This is a genomic window from Vagococcus sp. (genome assembly GCF_052102835.1).
In the GTDB taxonomy this organism is placed as follows: Bacteria; Bacillota; Bacilli; order Lactobacillales; family Vagococcaceae; genus Vagococcus.
Genome location: NZ_JBQEIL010000006.1, coordinates 142,479 through 168,248, shown reverse-complemented (window position 1 = coordinate 168,248; position 25,770 = coordinate 142,479). Strand labels below are relative to the sequence as shown.

Below are 25,770 nucleotides of genomic sequence, written 5' to 3'. Positions count from 1 at the left end.
TAGGCGATAGTTACACATCAAAACAAAAAGATATTCCTGGTTATACCTTTAAAGAAGTCAAAGGAGAAACGAGCGGGGTTATCTCGAATTCTACAATTAGCATCGTTTATATATATAACGCTAATTCTGCTAAATTAATCATTCAGTTTGTAGATAAAAATAGTTTATTACCGACTAATTCAATTAATCTTTTAACTTATAGTGATGGTTCGTTAATTGATAACCATCCAAATATTAGTGACTATTATTATGTAAGAAACATAGCTGGAGAAACAGAGAGAATAGAGCAAAATGTACCTTTAGAGGATATTGTTTATAACGTTAAAATGGGAGACAGTATTAAAGTTCCTAGCAAAATTTCTTTTGATTTATATAATGAGCAAGGAGAATTATTATCAAAAATTGATAATGGTAATCCTGATTATTTACATTATAGTGGTTTTACCGATTATCGTGGAGAATTAATACCTTCTGACAATACAATCGTCACGGAAGCAGTAACGATTATAAAATATGCTGTGACGATAACTCCAATAGCTATTCCTTTTTAAAATGTTAAAATAGGCTATAAATAAAAGGTGGATGAAGAAATGACGAGAAAAGTAATTCTGTATATTGCTACAAGTATTGATGGCTTCATTGCTGATAACCAGGGAGGGATTGAGTGGTTAAATGCAGATGAAATGACAGATTTAAAAGAAGATAAAACATATGACGACTTTTATCAGACGATCGATACTGTTGTTATGGGGAGAACGACTTATGATCAGGTCGTGAATGAATTATCTCCAGATCATTATCCGTATTCAGATAAAGTAAACTATGTTTTAACGAGTAGACCTGGTGATGGTCGAGCGAATATAAACTTTTATAGTGAGACAGTAACTAGCCTTATTGAGCGATTAAAGAAAGAGAATGGAAAAGATATTTGGATTATTGGTGGAAATAGTATCATCATGCCTTTAGTTGAGCAGAATTTAATCGATGAGTATCGGATCGCAACGGTGCCTGTTTTATTAGGCGATGGAATTCCACTGTTTAATCGATTTAATCACTCACTTTTTATGAGTTTAAAAGAGTCGTATCATATTAACAGTATTTGTTACCACACGTTTACAAAAAAATAAATTTATGATGACTCCTAGTGAAATAGTTACTAGGAGTTTCTTTTTGTTTTATAACTGATTTGATTAATTAAATCAGTTATAATAGTGATAGTGAGTTAAGATTAGAAAAAGAAATCATGGAGATGAACTATGAAAGAAAAAGTAACCATTAATGACGTGGCTGCAGAAGCAGGAGTATCTAAAACAACGATTTCAAGATATTTAAATGGGCGCTATGGCAACATGTCGACTGCAACGAGAGCTAATATTGCGGCAGTGATTGAACGTTTAAATTATCGACCGAATAAGCAAGCGCAGTCCTTAAAATCAAAGCGTAGCTATTTAATTGGTGTGGTTGTAGCAGACATCTCAAATATGTATTCCTCCCTTTTATTGAAAGGGATAGGGACTATCTTAGAACAACAAGGTTATCAAATGCTAATCGTAGATGCTGCCAATTCTCTGGAAAAAGAACAAAAATTAATTGAACGAATGTTGGATCAAAGTGTGGAAGGTATCATTCTACAACCAGCATCAGAAAATAAAAGTCACTATAAATTATTAGAAGATAGCAAAATTCCAGTTGTTTTAGTAGATAGGACCATCAAAAATAGTATGTGGCCGACCGTCGTCACCAATAATGAAGCTTCAGTTAAAGAAGTTTTGAGCAGGGGATTAAAGCAAGATTATGCAAAAGTTTTGTTTGTCACTGAGCCAATTAAAGAAGTAAGCACACGAAAGCTTCGTTATGATTCAGTTAAAAAATATACAGAAGCAGCGAATAAAGAATTTGTATTAATAGAGATTTATCAAGTAGAAGATTTAATGAATAAAGTAAAAGATATTCTTTTAAAAGATCAAAAAATTTTATTTTTTGCTTCAAATGGTCGGATGCTAATGGAATTATTAACGATTTTAATAGCAGAAAAAATTGCTATTCCAGAATCATTTGGCATAACAGGATTTGATGATTGGAATTTAACAGCATTAGTAGGTCCAGGCATCACGAGTATCGAACAACAGTCACAAAAGATAGGGGAGGTAGCGGCAACTCAAATAATGGCAATTATAAATCAAGACGAGACAATTTCTTTTGAAACAATTGTTGAAACAAAAATTAAATGGCGGAGTTCTATTTAGTTAAGTTATTTAATTTTTTTATTTTTTTATAGACAAGGAGAACCTAACACAGTTATGGGTTCTTCTTTTTTTTTATTATTTTGAGAGATGTTCTTTTAAAAAGTAACCGTTGACATTTTTTGGAAACCGGTTTACTATTTACCTATGGAAACCGGTTAACAAATTGAGGGGATGGTGTTTTTAATGGATAAAAAATTAGTTTTAAATTTTTTGGTATTTGAAGAAGATATCAAACAAGGGATTTTACAACAGGAATTATTAAAAAGAGCAAAAGGACTAGGTTTTAGTAAAGTTGAACTTAGGCGAGAGTATTTTAAAGATATTTCTCAGGAAATATCTGTTATCAAAGAAATAGCAAAGACAGAAAAAATCGAACTTTTTTATAGTGTTCCGGATGAAATATTTATTGAAGGAAAACTTAATCCGAAATTGAAAGCGTATTTAAAAGAAGCAGAAGAAATGGGCGTTAGCCATATTAAATGGAACATTGGCGATTTTACCACAGAAAGCTCAGTCGACGAACTGGGGGATTTAATAACAAAAAATATTGAAATTAATGTCGAAAATGATCAGACAAAGACGTCAGGAACAAGTCAAGCCATTTCTGATTTTATGAAAGTCATAAATAAAAAAGGATTAGATATTGGTTATGTTTATGACTTAGGTAACTGGCGTTTTGTTGGTGAGGATGAACTAATGGCTGCTAAAAAATTAAAAGAGTTTGTTCGATACATTCATCTTAAAGATGTAGCTTATGAAGCAGAACAACCAAAAGCAGCATGTTTAGATCAAGGGAGCCTTGATTGGCGAAAAGTACTAGCCATATTACCAAGTAATGTTCCAGTCGCAATCGAGTACCCAACGACATCAGCAGCAGAAATTATAACGGCTAAAAAATTAGTAGAAGAGGTGTTATAAAATGGAAAAACAAGTCAAAATTGATCCAGAAAAGTTCGCTTATCATTTTATGGATACAGTGAATCGTCCAACGATGAAAACGGAAGATATGGAAGATGCTGCTAAAGAAGCACTGGCCGCATACTTAACCGCTTATTACATTGCCCAACGTTTCAATAATTTAGAAAATGATTTTTTTATTGAAAATCATGAGAAACATGTGTCGACATATCAAAAAATATTGAGCGAGTTGAATCAATACTAGGAGGAGACATGATGGAAAGTGTGATAATTGCTATTTTGCTAGCGCTTACTTTTGTTATTTTTGTTATTTATGCCATGAAGGGTGGAAATTTAACGGTTGGATTTTTTGTAATGGCTGTTTTATGGACGATTATTGGTCGAGTACCCTTTAACAAAGCTCTGATTGAAATATTTACGGAACCAATCTTAAACTATGGAAAAACAGCAACGTATATTATTTTTGGCTCGTGGTTTGGTCGAGTCTTAGTTGATACAGGAATAGCCGGCAGTATTAGTCGGAAAACAGAAAAGGTTGGGAAAAAAAGACCCGTTTTAGCGACTGTTTTGTCAGCATTAATAATTGCTTTGATTTTTACTAGTTCTTATGGAGTCGGATCAGCAATTGCTGTTGGGGTTATTATCTTTCCTATTATGTTTTCGATTGGAATACCCAAAAACATAGCAGTAACTGTTTTTACTTTATCCGTTGGAGCTGCAATGTATGTCAATAATGTTTTATTTGTTCAATTTCAAGTATTCTTCCCCAAAGTTGAGTGGGGATTACATTATCAAAAATTTGGTTTTGTAGCAATGGGTATTCAAATGCTAATTGTCATTTTATTTATTCTTTTTAATGCTAAGAAGATTAGAAAGGGTAAACCAGTCCTCATTGAAGAAACTGAAGAGACTAAAGCAGTGAAAGAAGTTCCTATTTGGACCTATGTTCTTCCTGTTTTACCAGTTATTCTAAGTATTTTTGCTGGATGGGATGCAGCCCCTGCTTTGCTATTATCAATTATCGTCGCGTTTGCTGCAACGGGATATATGAAGAGTTATGCTCGCTTGGTTACTATTATGAATGATACGGCTAAGCATGCTATTAGTGATATTGCTGGGTTGTTAATTATGTTATTCGTTTTAACAATGTTCCAAGCGTCAGCTGTTCATGCTATGTCAGGCTTCACGGATATTTTCCAAGCCATCATTCCACATAACAAACTTTTATTATTAGCGATTATAGCAATAATTGCTCCTTTAGCTTATTTCCGTGGTCCGTTAATGTTATATGGGGCCGGTGCTGCGACAGCTGCAATTTTAGTTGGAACTGAAATGTTTGATCAATATTTCCTATATGGATTACTAGTCGTTCCTTCCATGATGGGGATTTCATCTTGTATCACACAATCATGGAATTTATGGGCAGTTCAATATGCAGAATTAGATACTAAAACATTCTTTAAAACGGGTGTTCCGTGGGCCTGGGCGGCAACAGCTTTAAATCTTGTCGCTGTTTATTTCTTACTATAATAAATGAATCTATTGAAAAGAGGAGATTAAAATGAGTCAATTTTTAACTATTGGTGAACCAATTGCGTTGTTCGGATCAGAAGAAATCGATAAAAGCTTGAAAGATGCTAATCATTTTCAAAAGTTTTTAGCAGGAGCTGAGTTAAATGTTACAGTAGGAGTTTCACGGCTAGGTTATTCTACAGAATATGTGACTCGTTTAGGCCAAGACCCTTTTGGTGAGTTTATTCTGGATCAATTAAAAGAAAATAACATAGGAGATACCTATATTGAATCAACTAGTGATTATTGGACTGCTTTTCAATTGAAAGATCGTGTGAGTCAAGGTGATCCAAGTATCTTTTATTTTAGAAAAAATTCAGCCGCTGCTCACTTTGAAAAAGAGGTCATTGAAAAGATTGATGTTTCAGATTTAAAAGTTGTCCATTTATCAGGAATATTTCCGGCTATATCTTTAGAAGCCAATAATGCTTTTCGTTTACTTATCAAACGTTTAGAAGAAGCAAATGTCCTAACAACATTTGATCCAAATTTAAGACCTCAATTATGGAAAAATCAAGAAACGATGGTTCAACAAATTAATGAGTTCGCTAAACATTCAAAAATTATTTTACCTGGAATTAATGAAGGTGAAATTTTAGTAGGTAGTCGTGATCCAGAAACCATTGCCGATTTTTATCTTGAAAACAGTCAACTAACAGAAACGGTTGTTGTTAAATTAGGTGAAGCAGGTGCCTATGTTAAGGAGCGTGGTAAAAAAGGATATATCGTTCCTGGTTTTAGCGTTTCTAACGTTGTTGATACAGTTGGTGCTGGAGATGGTTTTGCAGTAGGCTTAATTACTGGCCTATTAGAAGGAGAAACACTGGAAAACTCCGTGATTCGTGCCAATGCAATAGGTGCCTTAGCAGTCCAATCACCTGGGGACAATGACGGGTATCCAACGCCAGAACAGTTACAAAAATTTTTAAAAGAGCAAGGGAAGTAAGACAATGAAACTACAAGTAGCGATTGATCGAGTAACATTAGCAAAAGCAAAAGAGTTTGCTTTTTTATTTAATGGAAAAGTAGACCTATTAGAAATAGGAACTTCTTTAGTTAAAGATTATGGCAATCAAGCGATTGCAGAAATTAGACAGCAATTACCAGACTCAGATTTATTAGTCGATCTTAAAACGATGGATGAAGGTGCTTATGAATTCAAACAAGGATTTAAATATGGTGGTGATATTTTAACAGTGATGGGGGCCGCTTCAGTTGCTACCATCCGAGCATGTTATGAAGTGACAAAAGCACACAAAAAAACAATGATGATTGATTTATTAGAAGTAACGGATGAAAAGATTGAACAGCTTGTAGAGTTCGAAGAAGCTGTATTTGCTATTCATCACTCTGTTGATCGTGAAGATAAATTAAAGGCAACAACAAGTGTGGCAGAATTTAAGCAAAAATTTCCAAGTCTTAAGCGATTAGCCATCGCAGGAGGAATTGACTTAGAACAAGCGAGACAGTTGACTGATCAAGGAGTAATTGAAATTATTATTGTTGGATCAAGTATTACAAAGACAATTTCACCATTAGAAACAGTTCATCAATTTATGGAGGTAATCAAAAAATGAATAAAATAAAAACAATTATGGCAGAAATAAATGAAGTCATGAATCTTGTGGATCATGAACAACTTGTCTCGGCTTTACCCTATTTACAAAAAAACAAACGGATCTTTGTTATTGGTGCAGGGCGTAGTGGGTTTCAAGCCAAAGGTTTTGCTATGCGTCTAATGCATATTGGCTATACAGATTACGTGATAGGTGAGACAATCACACCGTCGATTCAAAAAGGCGATACCTGGGTGGCTATTTCAGGGTCTGGAACAACCAAAGGGATTGTAGCGGATACTGAACAAGCGAAAAAAATAGGTTTGCAGATTGTTGTTTTGACGAGTGAAATTAATTCGCCATTAGCTAAATTAGCGGATACAGTGATCATCGTACCTGGTGCAACTAAAACGGGATCAGGTATTAAATCAGTTCAGCTACTATCTTCACTGTTTGACCAGACCGTTCATATCACATTGGATACCTTAACGCTTATGCTTGCAGAGCGAGATCAAACGTCTAATGAAGCTGCATTAAATCAACATACCAATGTTGAGTAGATAGGATGAATAAAATGAATGGTTTAAAAAAATTAGTCAAGTCAGGTGTTATTGCTGTGGTAAGAGGTGATTCTGCTGTTGAGGCGTTAGCAGTAAGTGAGGCAATTATTGCTGGAGGCATGTTGGGAATTGAAGTCACCTATACAATCCCCAACGCTGAGACAGTGATTCGTGAGTTACGCCATCGTTATCCCCATGTGGTGATTGGCGCAGGAACTGTTTTAGAGAAACAGACCGCTCGTTTAGCTATTTTAGCAGGAGCAGAATATATTGTAGGCCCCACTTTTGATAAAGAAATTGCTAAATTATGTAATTTATATCAGATTCCTTATCTCCCTGGCTGTATGACACCAACAGAGGTAGCGACGGCTTTACAATATGGGGTTGATGTTATTAAATTGTTTCCAGCCAGTGTAATGGGGGCATCGATGGTTTCTGCGATTAAGGGACCATTACCTCAAGCAAACATTATGGCAACTGGTGGTATTAACTTAGAAAATTTAGAAGAATGGCAAGCGTCTGGAGTTCTTTTGGTAGGTGTTGGTGGCAACTTATTAAAAGGAAATCTAGCAGATATTACGCTATTATCCAGTCAGTATGTCCAAACGTGGTTCAAAAACAAAGCTCGAACTTAACTTAACTGAAATAAAATAAACTCGATTAGAATACCAAATTCTAATCGAGTTTATTTTGTAAGAAACCAAGAAAAAGTTAATGCTTTTGTTTATTATTTTTCTTGATATTACTCTTTTTTTGTCCATCTAGAGCAGCGCCAATACTGATACCAAGAGCTATTCCAAGGGCTAAATGATTGAATATAAGGCCGAAGGAAACACCGAAACATAAACCTAAAGTAAGGTATGAATCATCATCGTATGATTTTTTATGTTTACTCATCTATCAACAACTCCTTAATTAAAGTATATCAAATTCAAAGTTTTTATAAAAGAGGCAAAAGATTAGAATATTTACCACTATTATCGCAAACACGGTAATAATTAATCTTCTAATTTCCCCGCCACAATTTGAGTCACATCCCAATTATTGCCCCTAGCTAAATGTTTAACAATTGTTATAGGAGATCCCTCTTTCAAGTCTTGAATTTAGAAAAAGAAGTCTTTTTTGGCTCTCTTTTTTTTTAGTTTAAAATGAAGATGAAAATGCGATTGTAGCAATGTTTAGATAAATTTTAAAAAAAATATCTAAAATTTTGATTAGAAAAAAGCCTTTTTTGGGTCTCAGAGGAGTTACAGAAAGCATTTAATTTTTTTTATCTTTACTAAATATCCTAAAGTGGTCAAAAACGCTTCATTTATTTTTAATGTTTCTATTATCTAAATTGACTATAGTTGTGTTTGAGTCAAATAAAGATGAAGGTGTGAAAGAGATGAATAATTATAAAAAAATTAAAATCGATCATTTTGAAAGGGCCATGTACTATGACTATTTTATGAGTGTAGGTACGACTTTGGATGTAACTTCTAAAGTTGATGTGACACATGCTTTGAAAAAATGTAAAAAAGAAGCGTTAAGTTTTTACGGTTATTCTATTTATTGTCTAACTAAAGTTGTTAATTCAATTGAAAATATGCGTTATGATTTATTAGATGATGAACTTATTTTATGGGATAAAATTACGCCTAGTTTTACAAGCTTTAATGAACAAACAAAATTGTTTCATGCGCTATGGATTGAGTGTGAAGGAGATTATCTAAATTTTGATAAAGAATTTAAAGCATTAGTTGAACACTATAAAAACGCTAATCATATTAGTCCAATAAGTAATGAACCAGCTAATCTTTTTAATATTTCAACAATCCCTTGGTTAGCTTTTGAAAGTATTTCAGCCAATAATAAATTTAGTCCAGTTACCTTACATCCGATGATTTCCACAGGGAAATATCAAGAGATTCAGGGGAAAATTAGTATGCCTGTTAATTTAAAAGTTCATCATGCTACGATGGATGGCTATCATATTGCGCTTTTTTTTGAAAAACTTCAAAATGAGTTGAATCAATAGGCTTTGTCGAGATACGCAAGACTAATTCCTTATGCTATAATGAAGATACTATATTAAGCTCAAAGGGCAAAAGACAAGTAACTTATTGTTATTGTCTTTTGCCTCTTTTTTATTTGGAAATAATGAACTTAATTTAAGTAAGAAGGAGTGTTTAGGATGAAACAAATCAAAAATTTTTATGGCATGGAAGCAGATGTTGAAGTAACTGTTAATCAATTTCTTTCAGAAATCTCTAAAAATAATGACGAAGTTATTGACATAAAATCGCTAATCGATACGCGAGCTTCACAATATGGGGATTTAAAAATATTAACAACAGTTACTTATTCAGTCTAATTAAATAAAAAAGAGATAAAAAAATGGTGATGAGAAAGGAATATCAATTCTCATCACCATTTTTATTTTAGTCTCTAAATTGGGCATCGTATAAGGCTCGATAAGCACCATTTAAGTTCATAAGTGCTTCATGTGTTCCTTGTTCAGCAATTCCGGTTTCATTGATGACAACGATGCGTGTCGCATGTTTAATAGTTGCCAACCGGTGGGCAATCATTAACGTTGTTCGTCCTTCTGAAAGTGACATTAAAGATTCTTGAATCACATTCTCTGTTTCTGTATCAAGTGCGGAGGTTGCTTCATCTAAAATTAAGATTGGTGGATTTTTTAAGAACATTCTTGCAATCGCGACTCTTTGTTTTTGTCCGCCTGAAAGTTTGACGCCTCTTTCTCCAATAATAGTCTCCAAACCTTCTGGTATATTATCAATGACCTGTTCTAAATGTGCCAGTTTAATTGCTTCTTGAATTTCCCTATCGGATGCGCCAAGTTTTCCGTAAGCAATGTTTTCACGAATCGTTCCAGGAAAAAGGAAGACATCTTGTTGAACAATACCGATTTGTTGGCGAAGAGAGGTTAAAGTCATTTCTTTAACACTTAATCCATCAATCGTGATTTTTCCACTATCAATATCATAAAAACGTGGTAGGAGGTGACAAAGCGTTGTTTTTCCAGCGCCACTTGGTCCGACAAAAGCCACAATTTCACCTGCTTTAATATCTAAAGATAAATCTTTGATTACTTGTGTCCCATCACTATAACTAAAAGAAATATGATCATATTTAATATTACCATTTAAATGATTGACAACGACAGCGTCAGGTGCGTTTTTAATCGTAATTTCTTTATCAAGTTCTTCAGTGAAACGTTTAAATCCAGCAAACCCTTTAGGATAACTTTCGATCATTACGTTAATTTTTTCGATGGGGCGTGCAAAGACATTAGACAGAAGAATAAAGCCAACAAAATTACCTTCTGTGATATCGCCTTTAATTGTATAATAGGCTCCAAATAATAAAGCAAATAAACTAATCAGACGAATTAAAAAATAGTTGTAAGAAGAGCTAATGGCCATTGTTTTGTAAAAAGCGAGTTTTGACCGACGATAGAGCTGATTTAACCCGCTAAATTTAGTGTTTTCAAATTCTTCATTAGCAAAGGCTTGTGTGACTCTAATTCCACTAACGCTCGCTTCAATTCCAGAGTTAAATTCGCCCAGGTTTTCAAAAATCGTTGTATTGACTTTCGTCATTTTTTTATTGAAAAAGACCATAGCAATTGTGATAAAAGGAACCATAATGGCTGTAATAATGGCCAATTGTGGATGAATATTATACATCAAAATAAAAGAACCAACGAGTGTCATCACAGTGATAAAAATATCTTCAGGACCATGATGAGCAAGTTCGGAAATTTCAAATAAATCGGTCGTTAATCGGGTCATTAACTTTCCTGTTTTTTGATTATCGTAATACTCAAAGGGCTGTTTTTGAAGATGTTGGAACAAGTCATCACGCATATCTGTTTCGATGTTGACGCCTAGCTTGTGCCCGAAGAAAACAACAACATATTGAAGCGCAGTATTAATTATATAAAAACCAAACAAAGCAGCACAGACCACTAAAATCAATTTTAGATTTCGGCTGGGCATGATATCATCAATTACTCGATTGACAATGATAGGAAAACTTAACTCTAAAATGGCGGCGATGGTCGCACAACCAAAATCTAATAAAAATAGCGACTTATAAGGTCGATAATAGCTAAAAAAACGTTTTAACATAAAACTCCTCCAATAAAATTTCTTAATCTTTAGTTAAAGACTAACTATACCATAATTTAAAATACTTTAAATGTAAACTTGGTCAGAGAAGTCTTTCTTTATTTAATCAAAAAATTGTTAAATACTTATTTTAATAGTAGGAATAGTTCTACCTAAATTTTTATATTAATGTATAATGACTAGTGGAAGAGGAGTCAAATGATGAAAGAAATTAAACAACTATTAGAAGAAAAATTTGGTTATCAAACATTTAGAAAAGGTCAAGAAGAAATTATAAATCGGATTATGCTGAAGCAAGATGTTTTAGGTATCATGCCGACAGGTGGAGGCAAATCGATTTGCTATCAGCTTCCAGCACTTGTTTTGGAAGGTTTAACATTGGTTATTTCACCATTAATTTCATTGATGAAAGATCAAGTCGATAGTTTGAATGATATGGGGATTTCAGCGACTTTTATCAATAGTACTTTGAGATATGAAGATATTCAGCATCGGTTAGGTCAGGCAGCACGTGGTGATATAAAATTACTCTATGTTGCACCAGAACGATTAGCATCCGCCGATTTTTTAGAATTATTACGTCACGTGACGGTTGATTTAATAGCGATTGATGAAGCTCACTGTATCTCTCAATGGGGACATGATTTTAGACCTAGTTATTTAGATTTAGCAAAGACGTTACAATCCTTTAATGTTCGTCCCGCGATTGTTGCTCTAACAGCAACTGCGACGCCAGAAGTTGCTGATGATATTTGCCAACTACTTTCGATTCCAAAAGAGAATCAAATCAAAACCGGATTTGCTCGGGAAAATTTAGCTTTTCAAGTGATTAAAGATCAAAAAGATAACTATTTGTTAGAATTTTTAAAGATGAACAAGAAGCAATCGGGTATTATTTATGCGAGTACACGTAAAGAGGTTGAACGGATCTATCGCTTGATCTCACATATAGGAATTCAAGTGGGGAAATATCATGGTGGCTTGTCGGAACAAGAGCGAACTAGTAGTCAAGAAGCTTTTACGTATGACCGAATTCAAGTCATGGTAGCAACCAATGCATTTGGAATGGGCATCAATAAGAGTAACGTTCGTTTTGTTGTTCATGCTCAAATGCCCGGCAATTTAGAATCGTATTATCAAGAAGCAGGACGGGCGGGCCGAGACGGACTCCCAAGTGAAGCGGTGCTCCTCTATAGTGCGCAGGATAGTCAAATTCATCAGTATTTTATTGAGCAATCTGAAGCTAGTCTAGATTATCAGCAAAGTGAATATTTAAAGTTAAGAGAAATGAATCAATACGCGCATACGCAAATGTGTTTACAATGTTATATCTTACGTTATTTTGGAGAAAAAGGAACGGATTGTGGCCGTTGTAGTAATTGTTTGGATGATCGAGAGTCTGTTGATATTACGTTAGAGACTCAAAAAATTTTATCTTGTGTTAAACGAATGGATGAAAAATTTGGTAAAGCTTTGATTGGTAAAGTTTTAACGGGTTCGAATGATCAAAAAATCAAACAATGGCGGTTTGATCAATTGTCAACGTATGGATTAATGAAAGAATGGACACAAAAAGAAGTCGTCCAGTTAATTGATTATTTAACAGCAGAACAATATTTGGTCCCCACGCAGGGACAATATCCAGTATTAACGATTTCACCCCTAGGTATCGATGTTTTATTAGGTAAGAAAAAAGTTTTTAGAAAACAATTAGTTGTTAGACAGTTGGAGGTTGATGATAAACTTCTTCTGAAGATGAAAACATTACGGACTGATTTAGCATCGGAACAAAATTTACCACCTTATGTTGTGTTTTCAGACAAAACTTTGCAAGAGTTTGCGGAAAAGCAACCCCAAACCCCCTTAGAATTCTTACAAATTAAAGGAGTGGGGCAAAATAAACTCGATAAATATGGCGAAGCTTTCATGCAATTGATTAAAGAAAGTTTTTAATTTTAACTAAATACAATAATGAAATCAATTCTTAGATTAAAGGATTGATTTTTTTGATTCTAATGGAAAAAAACAGGGGCAACGCTGTCTTTTCAAGGTTAATTTTTAATAAAAAAATAATGAACAATATTAATTTTATTACATTTTTATATTTTATTTAATGAAAACTATTCTAATTCTTACTAAAACCTCATCTTTGATTTTTTTTATTATAAATAATGAAATTAGTTTACATAAAACATATAACACAACATATGTTCATTGTTTTTTACCTATATATAAAGGATGTTAACATAAAAGTGAAACAGTTAATTCATCTGTTTTTCTATTTGTTTTTTTTATGAACAAAATAACACGAAATAAAACAAAAAATTTCATTGACTAAACTATATTTCAGTGATAATTTTAGGTTGTAAGATTTAAGTATCATTCACGTGAAAAGACTTAAACGAAAATATGATTTTATTGGGGGAATTTTTCTTGAAAACATTATTAGGTATCGGAATGCTCTTATTAGTATTAGTAGGTATGTCATTGTTTGCATTTAAAGCACCAAAAGGACAAAAGGCATTGGGCGCTTTATCTGGCGCAGCATGTGCAACGTTTTTACCAGAAGCATTTTTACATTACGCGATTGGTGACGTTTTTCATATTGAGTTTATTTCAAAGATAGGTGCGACAATGGGAGGACTTGGTGGTCTAGCTGTTGGTATTTTAGTACCACTTGCATTTGGTATAAGTCCTGTATTTGCAGTCATCACTGGTGTTGCTTTATATGATTTCAAATTACTACCAGCATTCGTTGCTGCTTACTTAGTTTCATTTTTAACAGTTCAACTACAAAAAAGAATTCCAGAAGGTATTGATTTAATTGTAATTATTTTGATTGTACCTGCTTTAAGCTACTTAGTCGCTCAATTGACAGCACCAGTTGTTTTAGGTGTTTTAGGAACCATTGGCGGAACTATCTTAAGTGCAGTCGACGGTAATCCATATGTTATGGGGGCCGTTCTTGGTGGTATTATTCCAATTGTTGGTATGACACCATTAAGTTCAATGGTTTTAACAGCCTTAATTGGTTTAACGGGTGTTCCGATGGCCATAGGTGCGATTGGTTGTTATGGTAGTTCAATCTTAAATGGAATGCTTTTCAAGAAAATGCAATTTGGTGATGATACAACAGCTTTAGCTGTTGCGATTGAACCCTTAACTCAAGTCGATGTCATTAGTTCAAACCCCGTTCCAATTTATGTAACAAATGCTGTTGCTGGTATTATCAATGGGATGATTATTACTTATTTCGGTTTACAAATTCCTGTTACAGGTATGGCTACTCCGTGGGCTGGTCTTTTAGTAACACTTGGAAACAATCCTCTAAGTCGTACGATACCAGCAGTTATTATTGTAACAGTCGTTAGTCTTCTAGTCGGTTATTTAGGATCATTAGTCTTTAAAAATTATAAGAAAATTTTAGTTAGTGAAATAAGAAAAACAACAACAGTATAGGAGGGGAATGAAAATGATGAATACAATTAAATTACCCACAGAAAAGAAAGAAAAAAAAGTAACAAATTATAAAAGCTGTTTTGATGTGATTGGACCAATTATGATTGGTCCATCTAGTTCTCATACAGCTGGTGCGATTGAAATTGGCAAACTAGCTAATAAATTATTTCAAGGTAAACCTAAAAAAGTACTCGTAAAATATTATGAATCTTTTGCAGAAACCCATAAAGGACATGGAACAGATTATGCAATTGCCAGCGGTATTCTAGGTTTTGCTGCCGATGACTCACGTGTTCCGGATGCGTTGGAAATTGCTAAAAAAGAAGGGATTGACATTGAATTTCTAGAAATGCCTGGTGATAGTCCAGTTAATCATGCCAATACAGCTTGTATTACAGCCAGTGATGATGATAAAGAAATTCATGTAACCGGAATATCTGTTGGTGGGGGTACAATTGAAGTTAAGTATATTGAAATAAATAATTTTGTTTTAGAACCTCAAGGGACATTGCCTGTTTTGCTAGTTGAAACTGAGAATGAAATATTGAAGAAAAATATTGAAAATATTTTAGCTGAAAATAAAATAAAGATTAATCAAACAACAAAATATCAAAATGATCAAGTCTTTTTATATCAATTTGATTTAGATTCGCGTCCATCTGAAGCTTTAAAAGAAAAATTGTTTTCTTTTAAAGATGAAGCTGAAATTATTGTACTGTAAGGGGAGAAGAAAATATGTTTAACTCGATCGCAGAATTTACGGAAGAAGCAAATAAAACGGGGAAAAGTTTATCTGATTTAATGATTGAACAAGAAATGGCGTTTTCTCAAACAAGCTTTGATGAAGTTTGGGAAAAAATGGAAAAAAACTTAGTAACGATGGAAAATGCTGCCGCGAAATCAATTGAAGGTGATGGTGTCTTTTCACCCACTGGTTTAACAGGTGGGGATGCGGTTAAAATTCAAAAATATCGTGCAGCTGGTAAAACTCTTTCTGGTGATAGAATGATGAAGGGGGTTCAAGACGCACTTGGAACGAATGAAGTTAATGCCTCAATGGGTGTGATTTGTGCCACTCCAACTGCAGGTGCGAGCGGAACTTTACCGGGAGTTCTATTTTCGATTGATAAAACATTACATTTATCAAGAGAACAAAAAATACGTTTCTTATTCACTTCAGCTTTATTTGGGATGGTTGTTGCAAACAATGCCATGATTGCTGGTGCAATGGGAGGTTGTCAAGCAGAAGTCGGTAGTGCCTCTGCAATGGCTGCCGCAGCTGCTGTCGAAGCTTCTGGTGGAACGCCGGATCAATCTTCTTATGCTTTTGGTATCGCATTAGGAAATCTCTTAGGATTAGTTTGTGACCCTGTGGCAGGTTTAGTAGAAATTCCATGTGTTAAACGTAATGCGATTGGTGCAGGAAATGCTTTAATCGCCGCTGACATGGCCTTAGCTGGAATCGATAATAAAATACCAGCGGATGAAGTCGTCGAAGCGATGCGTAAAGTAGGACGAAATATGCCTCGTGAATTACGTGAAACAGGTCTAGGTGGTATTGCGGGGACTCCAACGGGTGAAAATATTAAATTTAAAATTTTTGGTCAAACTTTAAAAGTATAACAACTAAAGAAAGGTTGAGTTATCACTTAACTCAACCTTTTTAATCATTTTTTAGTTTTTAGTTTTCTGAGGTGCATATAAACCGTATTTTTTGAAATACCTAGAGTATCCGCCGCTTGAATAACACCATCTTTTAAATTAAAAATACCTTTATCATTTAGATTTTTGATAATTTCTTTGTTTTTATTTTGTTGACTAATAGCACTATTTTGAAAAATCTCTTGTTGAACACGTTTAACGGTTCGACAGATTAGTTCTTCTGACGTATCAGAGTAAGTTTCAGTAATGGGCTGATTTTCAATCATCATCTGATCAAGTGGTGATAATTTTTTGAGCATCATTTCGATGGTAGTATTCATGTAAAAATTCATACAAATCAAACCAATAATGCGATCGTTTTCTCCTTTAACCGGTATGGTACAAGATTTCATGCGGGTTCCTGACTGATTGATATTGAAATAAGTCAGTGGTGGCTCTGTGCCCTCTGTATTTAGTGTTTCTAACATAGAAAGAGCTAAATCAGTAATCGGACTTCCCACTTTTCTGTTTGAATAGTCACTATTGTAGATATTAATAACAGACTGGTCAAGGTTTTCTAAGCTGTGAAGAATGATTTCATAACCATCTCCAAGGTAATTCCCAAGGTGATCAATAAGTGTATTGTATGAATTTAGAATGATTTTATCGGTTTCAGTTAGTATTAAATAGTTTTCACTCATGACGAGGCTCCTTTTAGTCTTGATAATGCTTAATTATAACATTATTTAAAGATAATTCAATCAAAATGAGTGAAAAAAATTTCACTATAGAGAGCGTAAACATGAAATAAAATTCACTATAAGTGTCAGAAGTTTAAAATTAACGGGTTTAATATTATTCTGACTCTCAGAATAATTTATTATAAAAAAATGGAAAGGGATGTTATTAATGTTAGATTTAAAATTAATTAGAAGTAATCCTGAAAAAATGATTCAAGTATTGGAAACAAGAGGTGTTGACAAAGAAAGTGTTGTTACCTTACTTTCTTTAGATGAAAAACGTCGAGCACTTTTACCAGTGGTAGAACAACTTAAGCAAAAAAGAAATGAACTATCTGATCAAACTGCTGAACTTAAAAAAAATAAGCAAAGTATCGATCAAAATATTATCGATAATAAAAAAGTGAATGCAGAAATCAAAGACAAAGAAAGTATTTTAAAAGAAATTGACAGTAAATTATATGAAATTGCCGTTTCTTTACCAAATGTTCCTGGCGAAGGTGTTCCTGTCGGTGAAGATGAAGAAGAAAATATTGAAATCCATCGTTGGAATGAACAAACAAAATTTAATTTCACACCAAAACCTCATTGGGAAGTTGGTGAAAATTTAGGTATTTTAGATTTTGAACGTGGAGCTAAAGTAACAGGGAGTCGTTTCTTGTTTTATAAAGGATTAGGTGCTCGCTTAGAACGGGCCGTTTATAACTTTATGTTGGATGTCCACGTTAATGATCATGGGTATACTGAAATGGTTACTCCTTACTTAGTTAATAGTCAATCAATGTTTGGAACCGGTCAATTTCCTAAGTTTAAAGAAGATGTTTTCCAAGTTCAAAATTCTGATTACACCCTAATACCAACGTCTGAAGTTCCTTTAACTAACTACCATAGTAATGAAATTTTAAAAGAAGCAGATTTGCCAATGTATTATACTGCGTTAAGCCCATGTTTTCGTTCAGAAGCAGGTAGTGCGGGTCGAGACACAAGAGGCCTAATTCGTTTGCATCAATTTCATAAAGTGGAAATGGTTAAGTTTTCAACACAAGAAGATTCATATGAAGAATTACGTAAATTGACTAAAAATGGAGAAGATATTCTAGAACGTTTGAATTTACCTTATCGTACGATTGTCTTATGTACGGGTGATATGGGCTTCTCAGCTGCAATGACAAATGATATTGAAGTTTGGATGCCAGCTCAGGATACTTATCGTGAAATTAGTTCTTGTTCTAACTGTGAAAGTTTCCAAGCGAGAAGAGCAAAAATTAGATATAAAACAGCCGATGGCGTGACTAAATTTGCTCATACGCTTAATGGTTCTGGTCTTGCAGTAGGTCGTACAGTAGCGGCTATCTTAGAAAATTATCAAAATGCCGATGGTTCAGTTACGATACCAGAAGCTCTTGTTTCATATATGGGTGGCGTGACTGTCATTAAATAGATTTAAAAGCAGAGTTTAAAAACTCTGCTTTTTTGACGTTATTTTTATTAGGAAAACAAACCAGTTTTTTAGCTTTAAAGTTAACTTCGCGTTATACTATTAAAGATAACTGTTCAATTTAAGGAGAAGAGAATGAAGAAAACAATTGGAGTTTATGCTCATGTTGATGCGGGAAAAACCACTTTTTGTGAAGCGCTATTACATGAGTGTGATGCGATTAAAAAAAGAGGACGAGTAGACAATCAAGACACAGTGATGGACTATCATCAGATTGAAAAACGTAGAGGTATTACGGTTTTTAGTGATACTGCTCACTTTATGTATCAGCAGCAATCGTATCAACTGTTAGATACACCAGGACATGCTGATTTAGTGACTGAAATGGAACAAACCTTACCATTAATTGATGTCGCTATTTTAATTATTAATAGTAGTGATGGTGTGCAAGGCCATACTTTAACGCTCTATCGTTTATTACAGAAACATAAAATTCCGATTTATTTCTTTATTAATAAACTAGACAATCTAACCGGTGACTTAACAGCTAGTTTAGATAGTCTAAAGCAATTCATCAGTCCTGCGATTTATTATCTTCATTCGCCAGTCGATTTGAAATCGAATGAGTTTATTGAATGGTTGTGTAATTTTGATGAGCACTTCATGGAGGCTTATTTTGAAAATTGTATAACCTCTGAATTAGTGAGAAAAACATGTCAAAAACTAATCGCCGAACAGAAAATTTACTTAGCATTAGGTGGTAGTGCTTTAAAACAAACGGGTGTCATTGAGCTGATGGAAGTTTTAGATGGAACAATACTCAAAAAAACATCTAGCCCTGATAAAGATTTTGGAGGTTATGTTTACAAAGTTATTTTTGATGAAAAAAAAGAACGAGTTACTTTGCTTAAAGTAATGTCTGGAGAACTAAAAATAAAACAAGCCTTATCATTTGGAGAAAGCATAGAAAAAATTAATGATATTAGAGTTTACTCTGGTCTTAGGTATCAAAGTAAGAACAGTGCTAAAGCTGGAGATATTGTTGGGGTAACCGGTCTTAAATCCACGCATTTAGGAATGGGAATTGGAGAGTATCGATCCGATTTTATCCCTAATCATTTACCAATGATGCGTGTGACCTTAAAAGGGACTCAAGATTTTGATCCAGTTTTTTATCAAAACTTAAACCATTTAGAAGATCAAATCCCATTATTAACATTTGACTATCCCTCTGATTCTAAAAATAGAGTTTACGTTAGTTTTATGGGGAAAATTCAATTAGAGATTTTCCAAGAGATACTGGAAGATGTTTATCATTCTGATGTATCCTTTGAAGATTACACAATATTATATCGAGAAACAATTGCCAATTCTGTCATCGGTTTGGGACATTATGAACCTCTCGGACATTATGCCCATATCAAATTAAAGATAGAACCCTCTCAAACAGAAGGACTTACTTTTTCAAGTGATGTCCATATAGAACAACTATCGAAGCAAACTCAAAATATAATTGAAGCCAGTCTTTTTTCACGAGTACAAAAAGGTGTCTTAACTGGCTCGCCTATAACTAAAGTCCATATCACTCTTTTAGAAGGAAAGGTGAGCATGATTCATACCAGTAAAGGAGATACTCGTGAAGCGACTTGGCGAGCGATTCGTCAGGGGTTAGAACAAGCAGTAACTATCTTGTTAGAACCGTGGTATTCTTTTGAAATTATTGCAAACCTCGATTATATGGGGAATATTTTATCCGATTTGCAACGTTTAAATTGTCGGTTTCTGCCTCCAGAAATAAAAGAAATGATTTGTATTATTAAAGGAGAAGGACCAGTTAGTAAACTAGTTGATTACCCAGAAGAATTAGCTTCTTTAACTAAAGGGAAAGGGAGCGTTCACTTTGAATTTTATGATTATTTGCCTTGTTTAGCGACGAGTGAAGTGGTTAAAAAAATAGGTTATCAAAAAGAACGTGATTTAGACTATCCTTCAAGTTCTATTTTATTTAAAAAAGGAGCAGGTTACGAAGTCAAATGGTTTGAAATGTCAGAGCATTATGGAGATTGAAAAACGACCTAAAACCAAATGTATCAGGTTTTAGGTCGTTTTAAGTTTATTGAAAACCATTAATAAATTGACGGGTTCGTTCATGTTCTGGTGCTTCAAAAATTTTAGTGGGCGAGCCAGATTCAAGGATAGTCCCTTTATCAAGGAAAATGATTTGGTCTGAAACTTGACGCGCAAAATTCATTTCATGTGTGACTAAAATAAGGGTTGTTTCTTGATGTGCAATTTGTTTAATTAAATCTAAAATACCTGCGACCATTTCAGGATCGAGTGCTGAGGTTGGTTCATCGAAAAGAATAATATCAGGTTGGATAGCTAAAGCTCTAGCAATACCAACACGTTGTTGTTGTCCTCCAGATAACTGAGTAGGATAGTAATCCATTCGTTGTTCCATCCCTACTAGTGTCAGATAGTGTTCAGCTTGTGTCATCGCTTCTTCTTTAGTAAGTTTTTGAACTTGTGTTAAAGCTTCCATTACATTTTCTTTCGCTGTCTTTCTTGAAAATAACGCATAATTTTGGAAAACCATCGCTGTTTGTTGTCTAATTTTTAGAATTTCTTTTTTGGTGATCGTTTCTACATTAAGTTCAGTACCATTGAATACCATACTCCCTGAATCAGCCGGTTCTAAGAAATTAATCGAACGAAGCAAAGTTGATTTACCAGAACCACTTGACCCAATAATACTTAAAACGTCACCTGTTCCGATTTCTAAGTTTATATTTTTTAAAACGGTGTTTTCTTTAAATGATTTAGACCAATTTGACAATTTTAACATGTGTATCATCCTTTCAGTTTGTTGATAGTCCTTTGGTTAATCGTTTTTCAAGCTTGCTTGAAAGTTGTTCAATCAAAATACAGAATATCCAGTAAATTAAAGCAACTCCAATATAAGCTTCAAAAAAGCGCAGGTTTGCTCCACCAATAATCCGAGCTTGTCCCATGATTTCAATAACGGTGACGGTAAAGGCTAAAGAAGTCCCTTTTAATAGAGCAATAATACTATTAGCTAAACTTGGTACTGCCACAATTAAAGCTGAAGGGAGTATAATTCGACGAAGGATCTGTGAGTTTTTCATCCCAATAGAACGTGCGGCTTCTATTTCTTTTTTATCAACAGATAAAATAGCGGCTCTGAAAGTCTCTGAAGTATAAGCGGCTTCATTAAGGCCTAAAGCAATAAAAACATACAGAATAGCCGGAATATTATTAACATTGATATTGAAGTTAAAACGTTGATTTAGAGCTTCCATGACAAGTGGAAAACCATAGAAAGCTAAAAATAGTTGGATTAATTGTGGTGTTCCGCGCATAAAAGAAACAAATAAGGTTAATATTTGCGATAAAACAGGAACCTTTTTTATTTTTACTAAAGCGATTAAAAAACCAAGAGTTAAGCCTAGTAGTGCAGAAACGATGGTTATCAATAATGTGATAGGAAGTTTTGGCAATAAATCCTTAATGATGGTTGGTATTATTTCAGGCGCAAAGAGTTTACCATCTGTTTTTGTTCGATTACTGTCTTTAACTTTTGCTGTTTCCTTCATCATTTCTTTTTCTGCTTGCTCATTTTGGACAATTAAATCTTGAGTTAATTGAGTATTGTCCTCGTCTAAGAAATCCATACTCAACTGTTTTAAAGTTCCATCTTGTCTAAATTCTTCGATAACTTGATCCATTCGATTTCTCAACTCCAAGTCATCTTTACGAAAAATAAAATAGGAACCTGGCGGTCTGATTGCTGCTTCTTCTTTGATCGGGTGTGATTGCAGGTCGATACCAAATGTTTTTTTTACATCATTTAAGTAAGTTGTAGCATAAATCGTGGCATCAAATTTACCAGTATGAACATCTCGAATGATTTGGGATGGGTCTGAGTCAACATATTTAATAGTAACGGCTTCTTTGGGATTTTCCTTATTCCAAGCTTCTAAAAATTGCGATTGTGGAGAAGAAGGGACAACACCAATACTTTTACCTTTCAAGTCCCCGATGGTCAAATTTTTAGGTTGCCCTGTTTGAGTGATTAAAACATTGTGAGTAATGATATATGGATGTTTTGAAAAAAGGTATTTTTCACGACGTTCTTTTCCTTCCCCTAAGTTATTAGCGACTAAATCAAATTTATTAGAATCTAAACCTGCGAATAAAGAGGCGAATTCAGTGATTTCAAACTTAAATTCGATATCGTCTAATTGATTTTCCATTTTTTTTAGTAACTCAATTTCGAAACCTGTTAATTGTTTTTGTGTATCAAAATAATTCATTGGTTTGGTTTGACCAGAAGTTCCGACAGTAATTACTTGTTTTTCTTTAGCTAAGACACTTGTTTTATTAGAAAAAAGAGTCCAATTCATTCCTATAAAAGCAATGACTAAAAATAATAATTTAAAACTATTTTTTGTTTTTTTCATTTTATTTTCTCCTTATAATCAAAATAAAAAACGACGGCATTAGATTAAATAAAAATCTAATGCCGTCGTTTTAACGTTTAGGGTATAGAAAAAAGATATCAATCTCAATATTCTCATCGCCTACATTAGATTCAAGTGATCTATGTAGGCATCAAAAACTAAGCTCCTCATAGACACAAACATACGTGTTTGCATCTATGTGAAATGCAAACACTATCTATAAACAGCGTAATAGTAAGTTGAAGTTTTTAATTGGATTGACATCATTTTTTCCTCCCTCATTCAATTTGATGTTTCTCATGTTACACACAGTTCTTTGCTTTGTCAACTCTTTTTTTAGTAACCTAGAAAAGAGGATGGTCGAGGGAAATAACACTCATGAAAAAGAACGATTACTATTTTATGTTTGTTGTTATTTTATATAAAAGATAAATACATATCGGATAATGAGGCTTAAATTTTTGAAATTTTAAACTTCATTTTTTCTTAAACGTTTATTGAAAAAATGTTATCTACTATTTGTTTTTATTTAAAATATAAAGCGAATTGAAATAAGATACTTTTACAGTTAAATCAATGCTTTTTAAAACTTTTTTCTCATCAAATTGTGCTTGAAAGACATTTTTTTTCTGTTATAATTTAGAACGTGCGGTAAACATTACAAACGTTCTTAAAAAAAAGAAACATAAAAAAGTAAGGGGAGATAAAAATGGGAGGAATTTTTTTAAAGTATGGATTAACAATGATAATCTATATTGTTATTTTAATGTTCATTGTCGAGGTGATGCGGAAAAATTATCGATTTTCAAGTTGGTTTTGGCTAGGCACACTATTAACTTTTCCGTTGTGGATTATGAGTGGGGGAATAACAGGATGGTTTCGTTGGGTTAAGATTTTGAGTGTCATTCTACCAACCATCATTTTAGGTTTTTCTAGAGTAGCAAATGCAGATCATAATGTTGGAAAAGTATGGGATTTTTTACGTGGAAATTGGATGTTGTGGTTCTTATACGGCATTTTATTTTTAAATATTACTGAAGCAACGATAAAAGATTTACAGATGGGAAATTATTATAACGCGTTAGCTGGACTTATATTATGTATTACGATACCTTATGCACCGAAATATTGGAAGATTGAAAACTCTCCAAATGGTGATTTATTAGTTTACACCACAATCATGTGGAACTTTTTATATACGACTTGGAATATGGCTTTTGTTTACGCTGAAGGAGCAACTTTCTTTGCCAGTTCGATTTGTATTTTACTAGCAGCTGAAATTTATCCTCTCATTAAAAAAAGACCTGAATTGTATGTCATTGCTCGAGTGTATACTTTAGCAACTCATCTCTTGGTCCGCGCAATTGTGCCTGAATTATTTCCTAAAATCATGAATTCAAGTACTTGGTATCATCCCGAATTTATGAAGTACTGGGGAATAATTAATGCGATTATCGCTATTCCTTTTGTATTTTGGTATACTTGGCAATTACACACGGGAAAAGCAGAGTACTCATTTAAAAGATTAAAAGGTTAAAATAAAAACTTGTAAATCACTCAAAAATAAATGAGGGATTTACAAGTTTTTTATTAATTAATTTCACTGGCCCATTGATTTAATTTTTCAATCGTTTTCACAATATCAGTTTCAGTTGTTAAAGGAGAAAGGGTACACATTCTTAACACTGTTTTTCCAGCTAATTTTGTAGTTAAAACTTGAGCATAGCCAGAATGTGTCATTTTTTCTGATAATTGTGTGTTTATTTTATTTAATTCAGCATCAGTGAACTTAGGATTATTGTAACGCCAATTAATTATAGCAGTTTGTGCTGGTGTCATAATTTCCCAATGTTTCGTTTGACGAATTTGGGTCTCAGTAAATTCTGCTAAAGCAATACCGTAATCAATTTGTTCGCTAATTTTTTTGGTACCCAGTGTTTGAAGGGTCAACCAAAGTTTTATTCCACGTGCTGGACGTGATAACTCAATACCTAAATCCCAAAAGTCAGTTCGATCTGCTTGATGCGCATCTTCTAGGTACTCAGGTCGATTGCTAAAACTATTTAATAGTGTAGAGCGGTGTTTAACAAGTAACATTGCACAAGAATAAGTTTGAAAAAGCCATTTATGTGCATCCCAAGTAATACTATCTGCTAATTCAATTCCTTTAAGCTGGTTTTTATGTGTTTTTGATAAAAGTAGTGAGGCACCAAAAGCACCATCAATATGTAACCAAAGATTATGGCGTTGACTAACTTCAGCTAATTTTTCAATGGGGTCAATTACTCCGGCATTTGTTGTCCCTGCTGTTGCCATAACTAAAAATGGTTTGAACCCTTTTTCTTGATCAATTTCAATTTGTCTTTCTAAATCATCGTAAGAAATTTTTAAATCGGCGGTTGTTTCTAAACGATGAATTCTCTCTTCTGGGATACCGATAATATGTAATGCTTTATTAACACTATGATGAGCCTGGTTAGAAATATAAGCGACCCCTTTGGAGATATCATCTGGCTTTAATTTATTATCTCTTGCTGCAATGGCCGCGGTTAAATTAGCAATAGAGCCTCCTGAGACAAAGATACCACTAGCATCATCGGAATAACCAGCTTGTTCACAAAGCCAGTTGATTAATGAATGTTCAATACACGCTGTACCAGAACTAGGGTACCAACCACTAGCGTTTGGATTGTAGAATAAATTGATTAAATCCCCTAATTTAGAAACCTCTTCAATCGGTGCAGGTATGAATGCAAAATTACGTGGATGTTCACCGATACTTCGATTTGGATAAACTTCTTTTCTTAAAATATGAACCATCTCTTCAACGGATTGACCGTCCTCAGGAATTGGCATCTCTGAAAGGGTTGAAAACTCTTCTTGCTCAATCAGTTGAACAACTGGCAACTCATCATAATTAGTATCTTCCTGGTAAAAATCATCAATAAATTGTTTCATATGTTCTTTCATTTCCATTATAAACTCCCCCTTAAAACTATTGATACTCACTGTTTAATAGT

General features: G+C 33.7%; 25 protein-coding genes. 19 read left to right on the top strand and 6 right to left on the bottom strand.

Annotation, left to right across the window (positions count from 1 at the left end):
- The 10 genes from ACTJFD_RS07895 to ACTJFD_RS07850 form a co-directional block, all read left to right on the top strand.
- Positions 1-551 (top strand): MucBP domain-containing protein (locus tag ACTJFD_RS07895; protein WP_442260794.1); only part of this gene is annotated, 551 nt, incomplete at its 5' end.
- A gap of 39 nt (positions 552-590) precedes the next feature.
- Positions 591-1,127 carry a dihydrofolate reductase family protein gene (locus ACTJFD_RS07890; RefSeq protein WP_442260793.1) on the top strand — a complete coding sequence of 179 codons (537 nt, stop codon included), beginning with the start codon at positions 591-593 and terminating at the stop codon, positions 1,125-1,127.
- Positions 1,128-1,256: 129 nt separating this feature from the next.
- A complete protein-coding gene (locus ACTJFD_RS07885; protein ID WP_442260792.1) occupies positions 1,257-2,246 on the top strand; it encodes a LacI family DNA-binding transcriptional regulator in 990 nt (329 codons plus the stop codon).
- Between the two features lie 183 nt (positions 2,247-2,429).
- Positions 2,430-3,164 (top strand): sugar phosphate isomerase/epimerase family protein, encoded by a 735-nt coding sequence (locus ACTJFD_RS07880; RefSeq protein WP_442260791.1) that lies wholly within the window; start codon positions 2,430-2,432, stop codon positions 3,162-3,164.
- Position 3,165: 1 nt separating this feature from the next.
- Positions 3,166-3,408, top strand: coding sequence for a hypothetical protein (locus ACTJFD_RS07875; protein ID WP_442260790.1), 243 nt, complete (start codon positions 3,166-3,168; stop codon positions 3,406-3,408).
- 11 nt (positions 3,409-3,419) lie between these two features.
- Complete coding sequence (locus tag ACTJFD_RS07870; RefSeq protein WP_442260789.1) at positions 3,420-4,694, top strand: gluconate:proton symporter; 1,275 nt, start codon at positions 3,420-3,422, stop codon at positions 4,692-4,694.
- A gap of 31 nt (positions 4,695-4,725) precedes the next feature.
- Positions 4,726-5,682 (top strand): sugar kinase, encoded by a 957-nt coding sequence (locus ACTJFD_RS07865; RefSeq protein ID WP_442260788.1) that lies wholly within the window; start codon positions 4,726-4,728, stop codon positions 5,680-5,682.
- A gap of 4 nt (positions 5,683-5,686) precedes the next feature.
- Positions 5,687-6,313, top strand: coding sequence for an orotidine 5'-phosphate decarboxylase / HUMPS family protein (locus ACTJFD_RS07860; protein WP_442260787.1), 627 nt, complete (start codon positions 5,687-5,689; stop codon positions 6,311-6,313).
- Positions 6,310-6,852, top strand: coding sequence for a 6-phospho-3-hexuloisomerase (gene hxlB / locus ACTJFD_RS07855; RefSeq protein ID WP_442260786.1), 543 nt, complete (start codon positions 6,310-6,312; stop codon positions 6,850-6,852). The genes ACTJFD_RS07860 and hxlB overlap by 4 nt, the downstream gene beginning before the upstream one ends.
- Positions 6,853-6,857: 5 nt before the next feature.
- Positions 6,858-7,487 carry a bifunctional 2-keto-4-hydroxyglutarate aldolase/2-keto-3-deoxy-6-phosphogluconate aldolase gene (locus ACTJFD_RS07850; protein ID WP_442260785.1) on the top strand — a complete coding sequence of 210 codons (630 nt, stop codon included), beginning with the start codon at positions 6,858-6,860 and terminating at the stop codon, positions 7,485-7,487.
- Between the two features lie 76 nt (positions 7,488-7,563).
- On the opposite strand, the gene ACTJFD_RS07845 is transcribed toward ACTJFD_RS07850, so the two are convergent.
- Complete coding sequence (locus ACTJFD_RS07845) at positions 7,564-7,749, bottom strand: glycine zipper family protein (RefSeq protein ID WP_442260784.1); 186 nt, start codon at positions 7,747-7,749, stop codon at positions 7,564-7,566.
- A 490-nt stretch (positions 7,750-8,239) separates the two neighbouring features.
- Here ACTJFD_RS07845 and ACTJFD_RS07840 point away from each other — a divergent pair, with 490 nt between their 5' ends.
- Both ACTJFD_RS07840 and ACTJFD_RS07835 read left to right on the top strand, forming a co-directional pair.
- Positions 8,240-8,872, top strand: coding sequence for a CatA-like O-acetyltransferase (locus ACTJFD_RS07840; protein ID WP_442260783.1), 633 nt, complete (start codon positions 8,240-8,242; stop codon positions 8,870-8,872).
- A 156-nt stretch (positions 8,873-9,028) separates the two neighbouring features.
- On the top strand, positions 9,029-9,208 hold the full coding sequence (locus ACTJFD_RS07835) for a hypothetical protein (protein ID WP_442260782.1): 180 nt from the start codon (positions 9,029-9,031) through the stop codon (positions 9,206-9,208).
- 67 nt (positions 9,209-9,275) lie between these two features.
- On the opposite strand, the gene ACTJFD_RS07830 is transcribed toward ACTJFD_RS07835, so the two are convergent.
- Positions 9,276-10,991, bottom strand: a complete 1,716-nt coding sequence (locus ACTJFD_RS07830) for an ABC transporter ATP-binding protein (RefSeq protein WP_442260781.1) — start codon at positions 10,989-10,991, stop codon at positions 9,276-9,278.
- Between the two features lie 201 nt (positions 10,992-11,192).
- On the opposite strand from ACTJFD_RS07830, the gene recQ reads away from it, so the two are divergent.
- The 4 genes from recQ to sdaAA all read left to right on the top strand — a co-directional run bounded on the left by recQ (position 11,193) and on the right by sdaAA (position 16,073).
- Positions 11,193-12,944 (top strand): DNA helicase RecQ, encoded by a 1,752-nt coding sequence (recQ, locus tag ACTJFD_RS07825; protein WP_442260780.1) that lies wholly within the window; start codon positions 11,193-11,195, stop codon positions 12,942-12,944.
- A 480-nt stretch (positions 12,945-13,424) separates the two neighbouring features.
- Positions 13,425-14,450: a PTS sugar transporter subunit IIC gene (locus ACTJFD_RS07820; protein WP_442260779.1), complete on the top strand. Its 1,026-nt coding sequence runs from the start codon at positions 13,425-13,427 to the stop codon at positions 14,448-14,450.
- A gap of 16 nt (positions 14,451-14,466) precedes the next feature.
- Positions 14,467-15,171, top strand: coding sequence for an L-serine ammonia-lyase, iron-sulfur-dependent subunit beta (gene sdaAB / locus ACTJFD_RS07815; RefSeq protein ID WP_442260816.1), 705 nt, complete (start codon positions 14,467-14,469; stop codon positions 15,169-15,171).
- 14 nt (positions 15,172-15,185) lie between these two features.
- Positions 15,186-16,073 carry an L-serine ammonia-lyase, iron-sulfur-dependent, subunit alpha gene (sdaAA, locus tag ACTJFD_RS07810; RefSeq protein WP_442260778.1) on the top strand — a complete coding sequence of 296 codons (888 nt, stop codon included), beginning with the start codon at positions 15,186-15,188 and terminating at the stop codon, positions 16,071-16,073.
- Between the two features lie 44 nt (positions 16,074-16,117).
- On the opposite strand, the gene ACTJFD_RS07805 is transcribed toward sdaAA, so the two are convergent.
- A complete protein-coding gene (locus ACTJFD_RS07805; RefSeq protein ID WP_442260777.1) occupies positions 16,118-16,792 on the bottom strand; it encodes a helix-turn-helix transcriptional regulator in 675 nt (224 codons plus the stop codon).
- A 208-nt stretch (positions 16,793-17,000) separates the two neighbouring features.
- On the opposite strand from ACTJFD_RS07805, the gene serS reads away from it, so the two are divergent.
- Positions 17,001-18,272, top strand: a complete 1,272-nt coding sequence (gene serS, locus ACTJFD_RS07800) for a serine--tRNA ligase (RefSeq protein WP_442260776.1) — start codon at positions 17,001-17,003, stop codon at positions 18,270-18,272.
- Between the two features lie 132 nt (positions 18,273-18,404).
- Positions 18,405-20,336 (top strand): GTP-binding protein, encoded by a 1,932-nt coding sequence (locus tag ACTJFD_RS07795; RefSeq protein WP_442260775.1) that lies wholly within the window; start codon positions 18,405-18,407, stop codon positions 20,334-20,336.
- Positions 20,337-20,382: 46 nt separating this feature from the next.
- On the opposite strand, the gene ACTJFD_RS07790 is transcribed toward ACTJFD_RS07795, so the two are convergent.
- Positions 20,383-21,114, bottom strand: a complete 732-nt coding sequence (locus tag ACTJFD_RS07790) for an amino acid ABC transporter ATP-binding protein (RefSeq protein WP_442260774.1) — start codon at positions 21,112-21,114, stop codon at positions 20,383-20,385.
- A gap of 13 nt (positions 21,115-21,127) precedes the next feature.
- On the bottom strand, positions 21,128-22,750 hold the full coding sequence (locus ACTJFD_RS07785) for an ABC transporter substrate-binding protein/permease (protein WP_442260773.1): 1,623 nt from the start codon (positions 22,748-22,750) through the stop codon (positions 21,128-21,130).
- Between the two features lie 709 nt (positions 22,751-23,459).
- On the opposite strand from ACTJFD_RS07785, the gene ACTJFD_RS07780 reads away from it, so the two are divergent.
- On the top strand, positions 23,460-24,287 hold the full coding sequence (locus ACTJFD_RS07780; RefSeq protein ID WP_442260772.1) for a hypothetical protein: 828 nt from the start codon (positions 23,460-23,462) through the stop codon (positions 24,285-24,287).
- 53 nt (positions 24,288-24,340) lie between these two features.
- On the opposite strand, the gene ACTJFD_RS07775 is transcribed toward ACTJFD_RS07780, so the two are convergent.
- Complete coding sequence (locus ACTJFD_RS07775; protein ID WP_442260771.1) at positions 24,341-25,726, bottom strand: pyridoxal phosphate-dependent decarboxylase family protein; 1,386 nt, start codon at positions 25,724-25,726, stop codon at positions 24,341-24,343.
- Between the last annotated feature and the right edge of the window lie 44 nt (positions 25,727-25,770).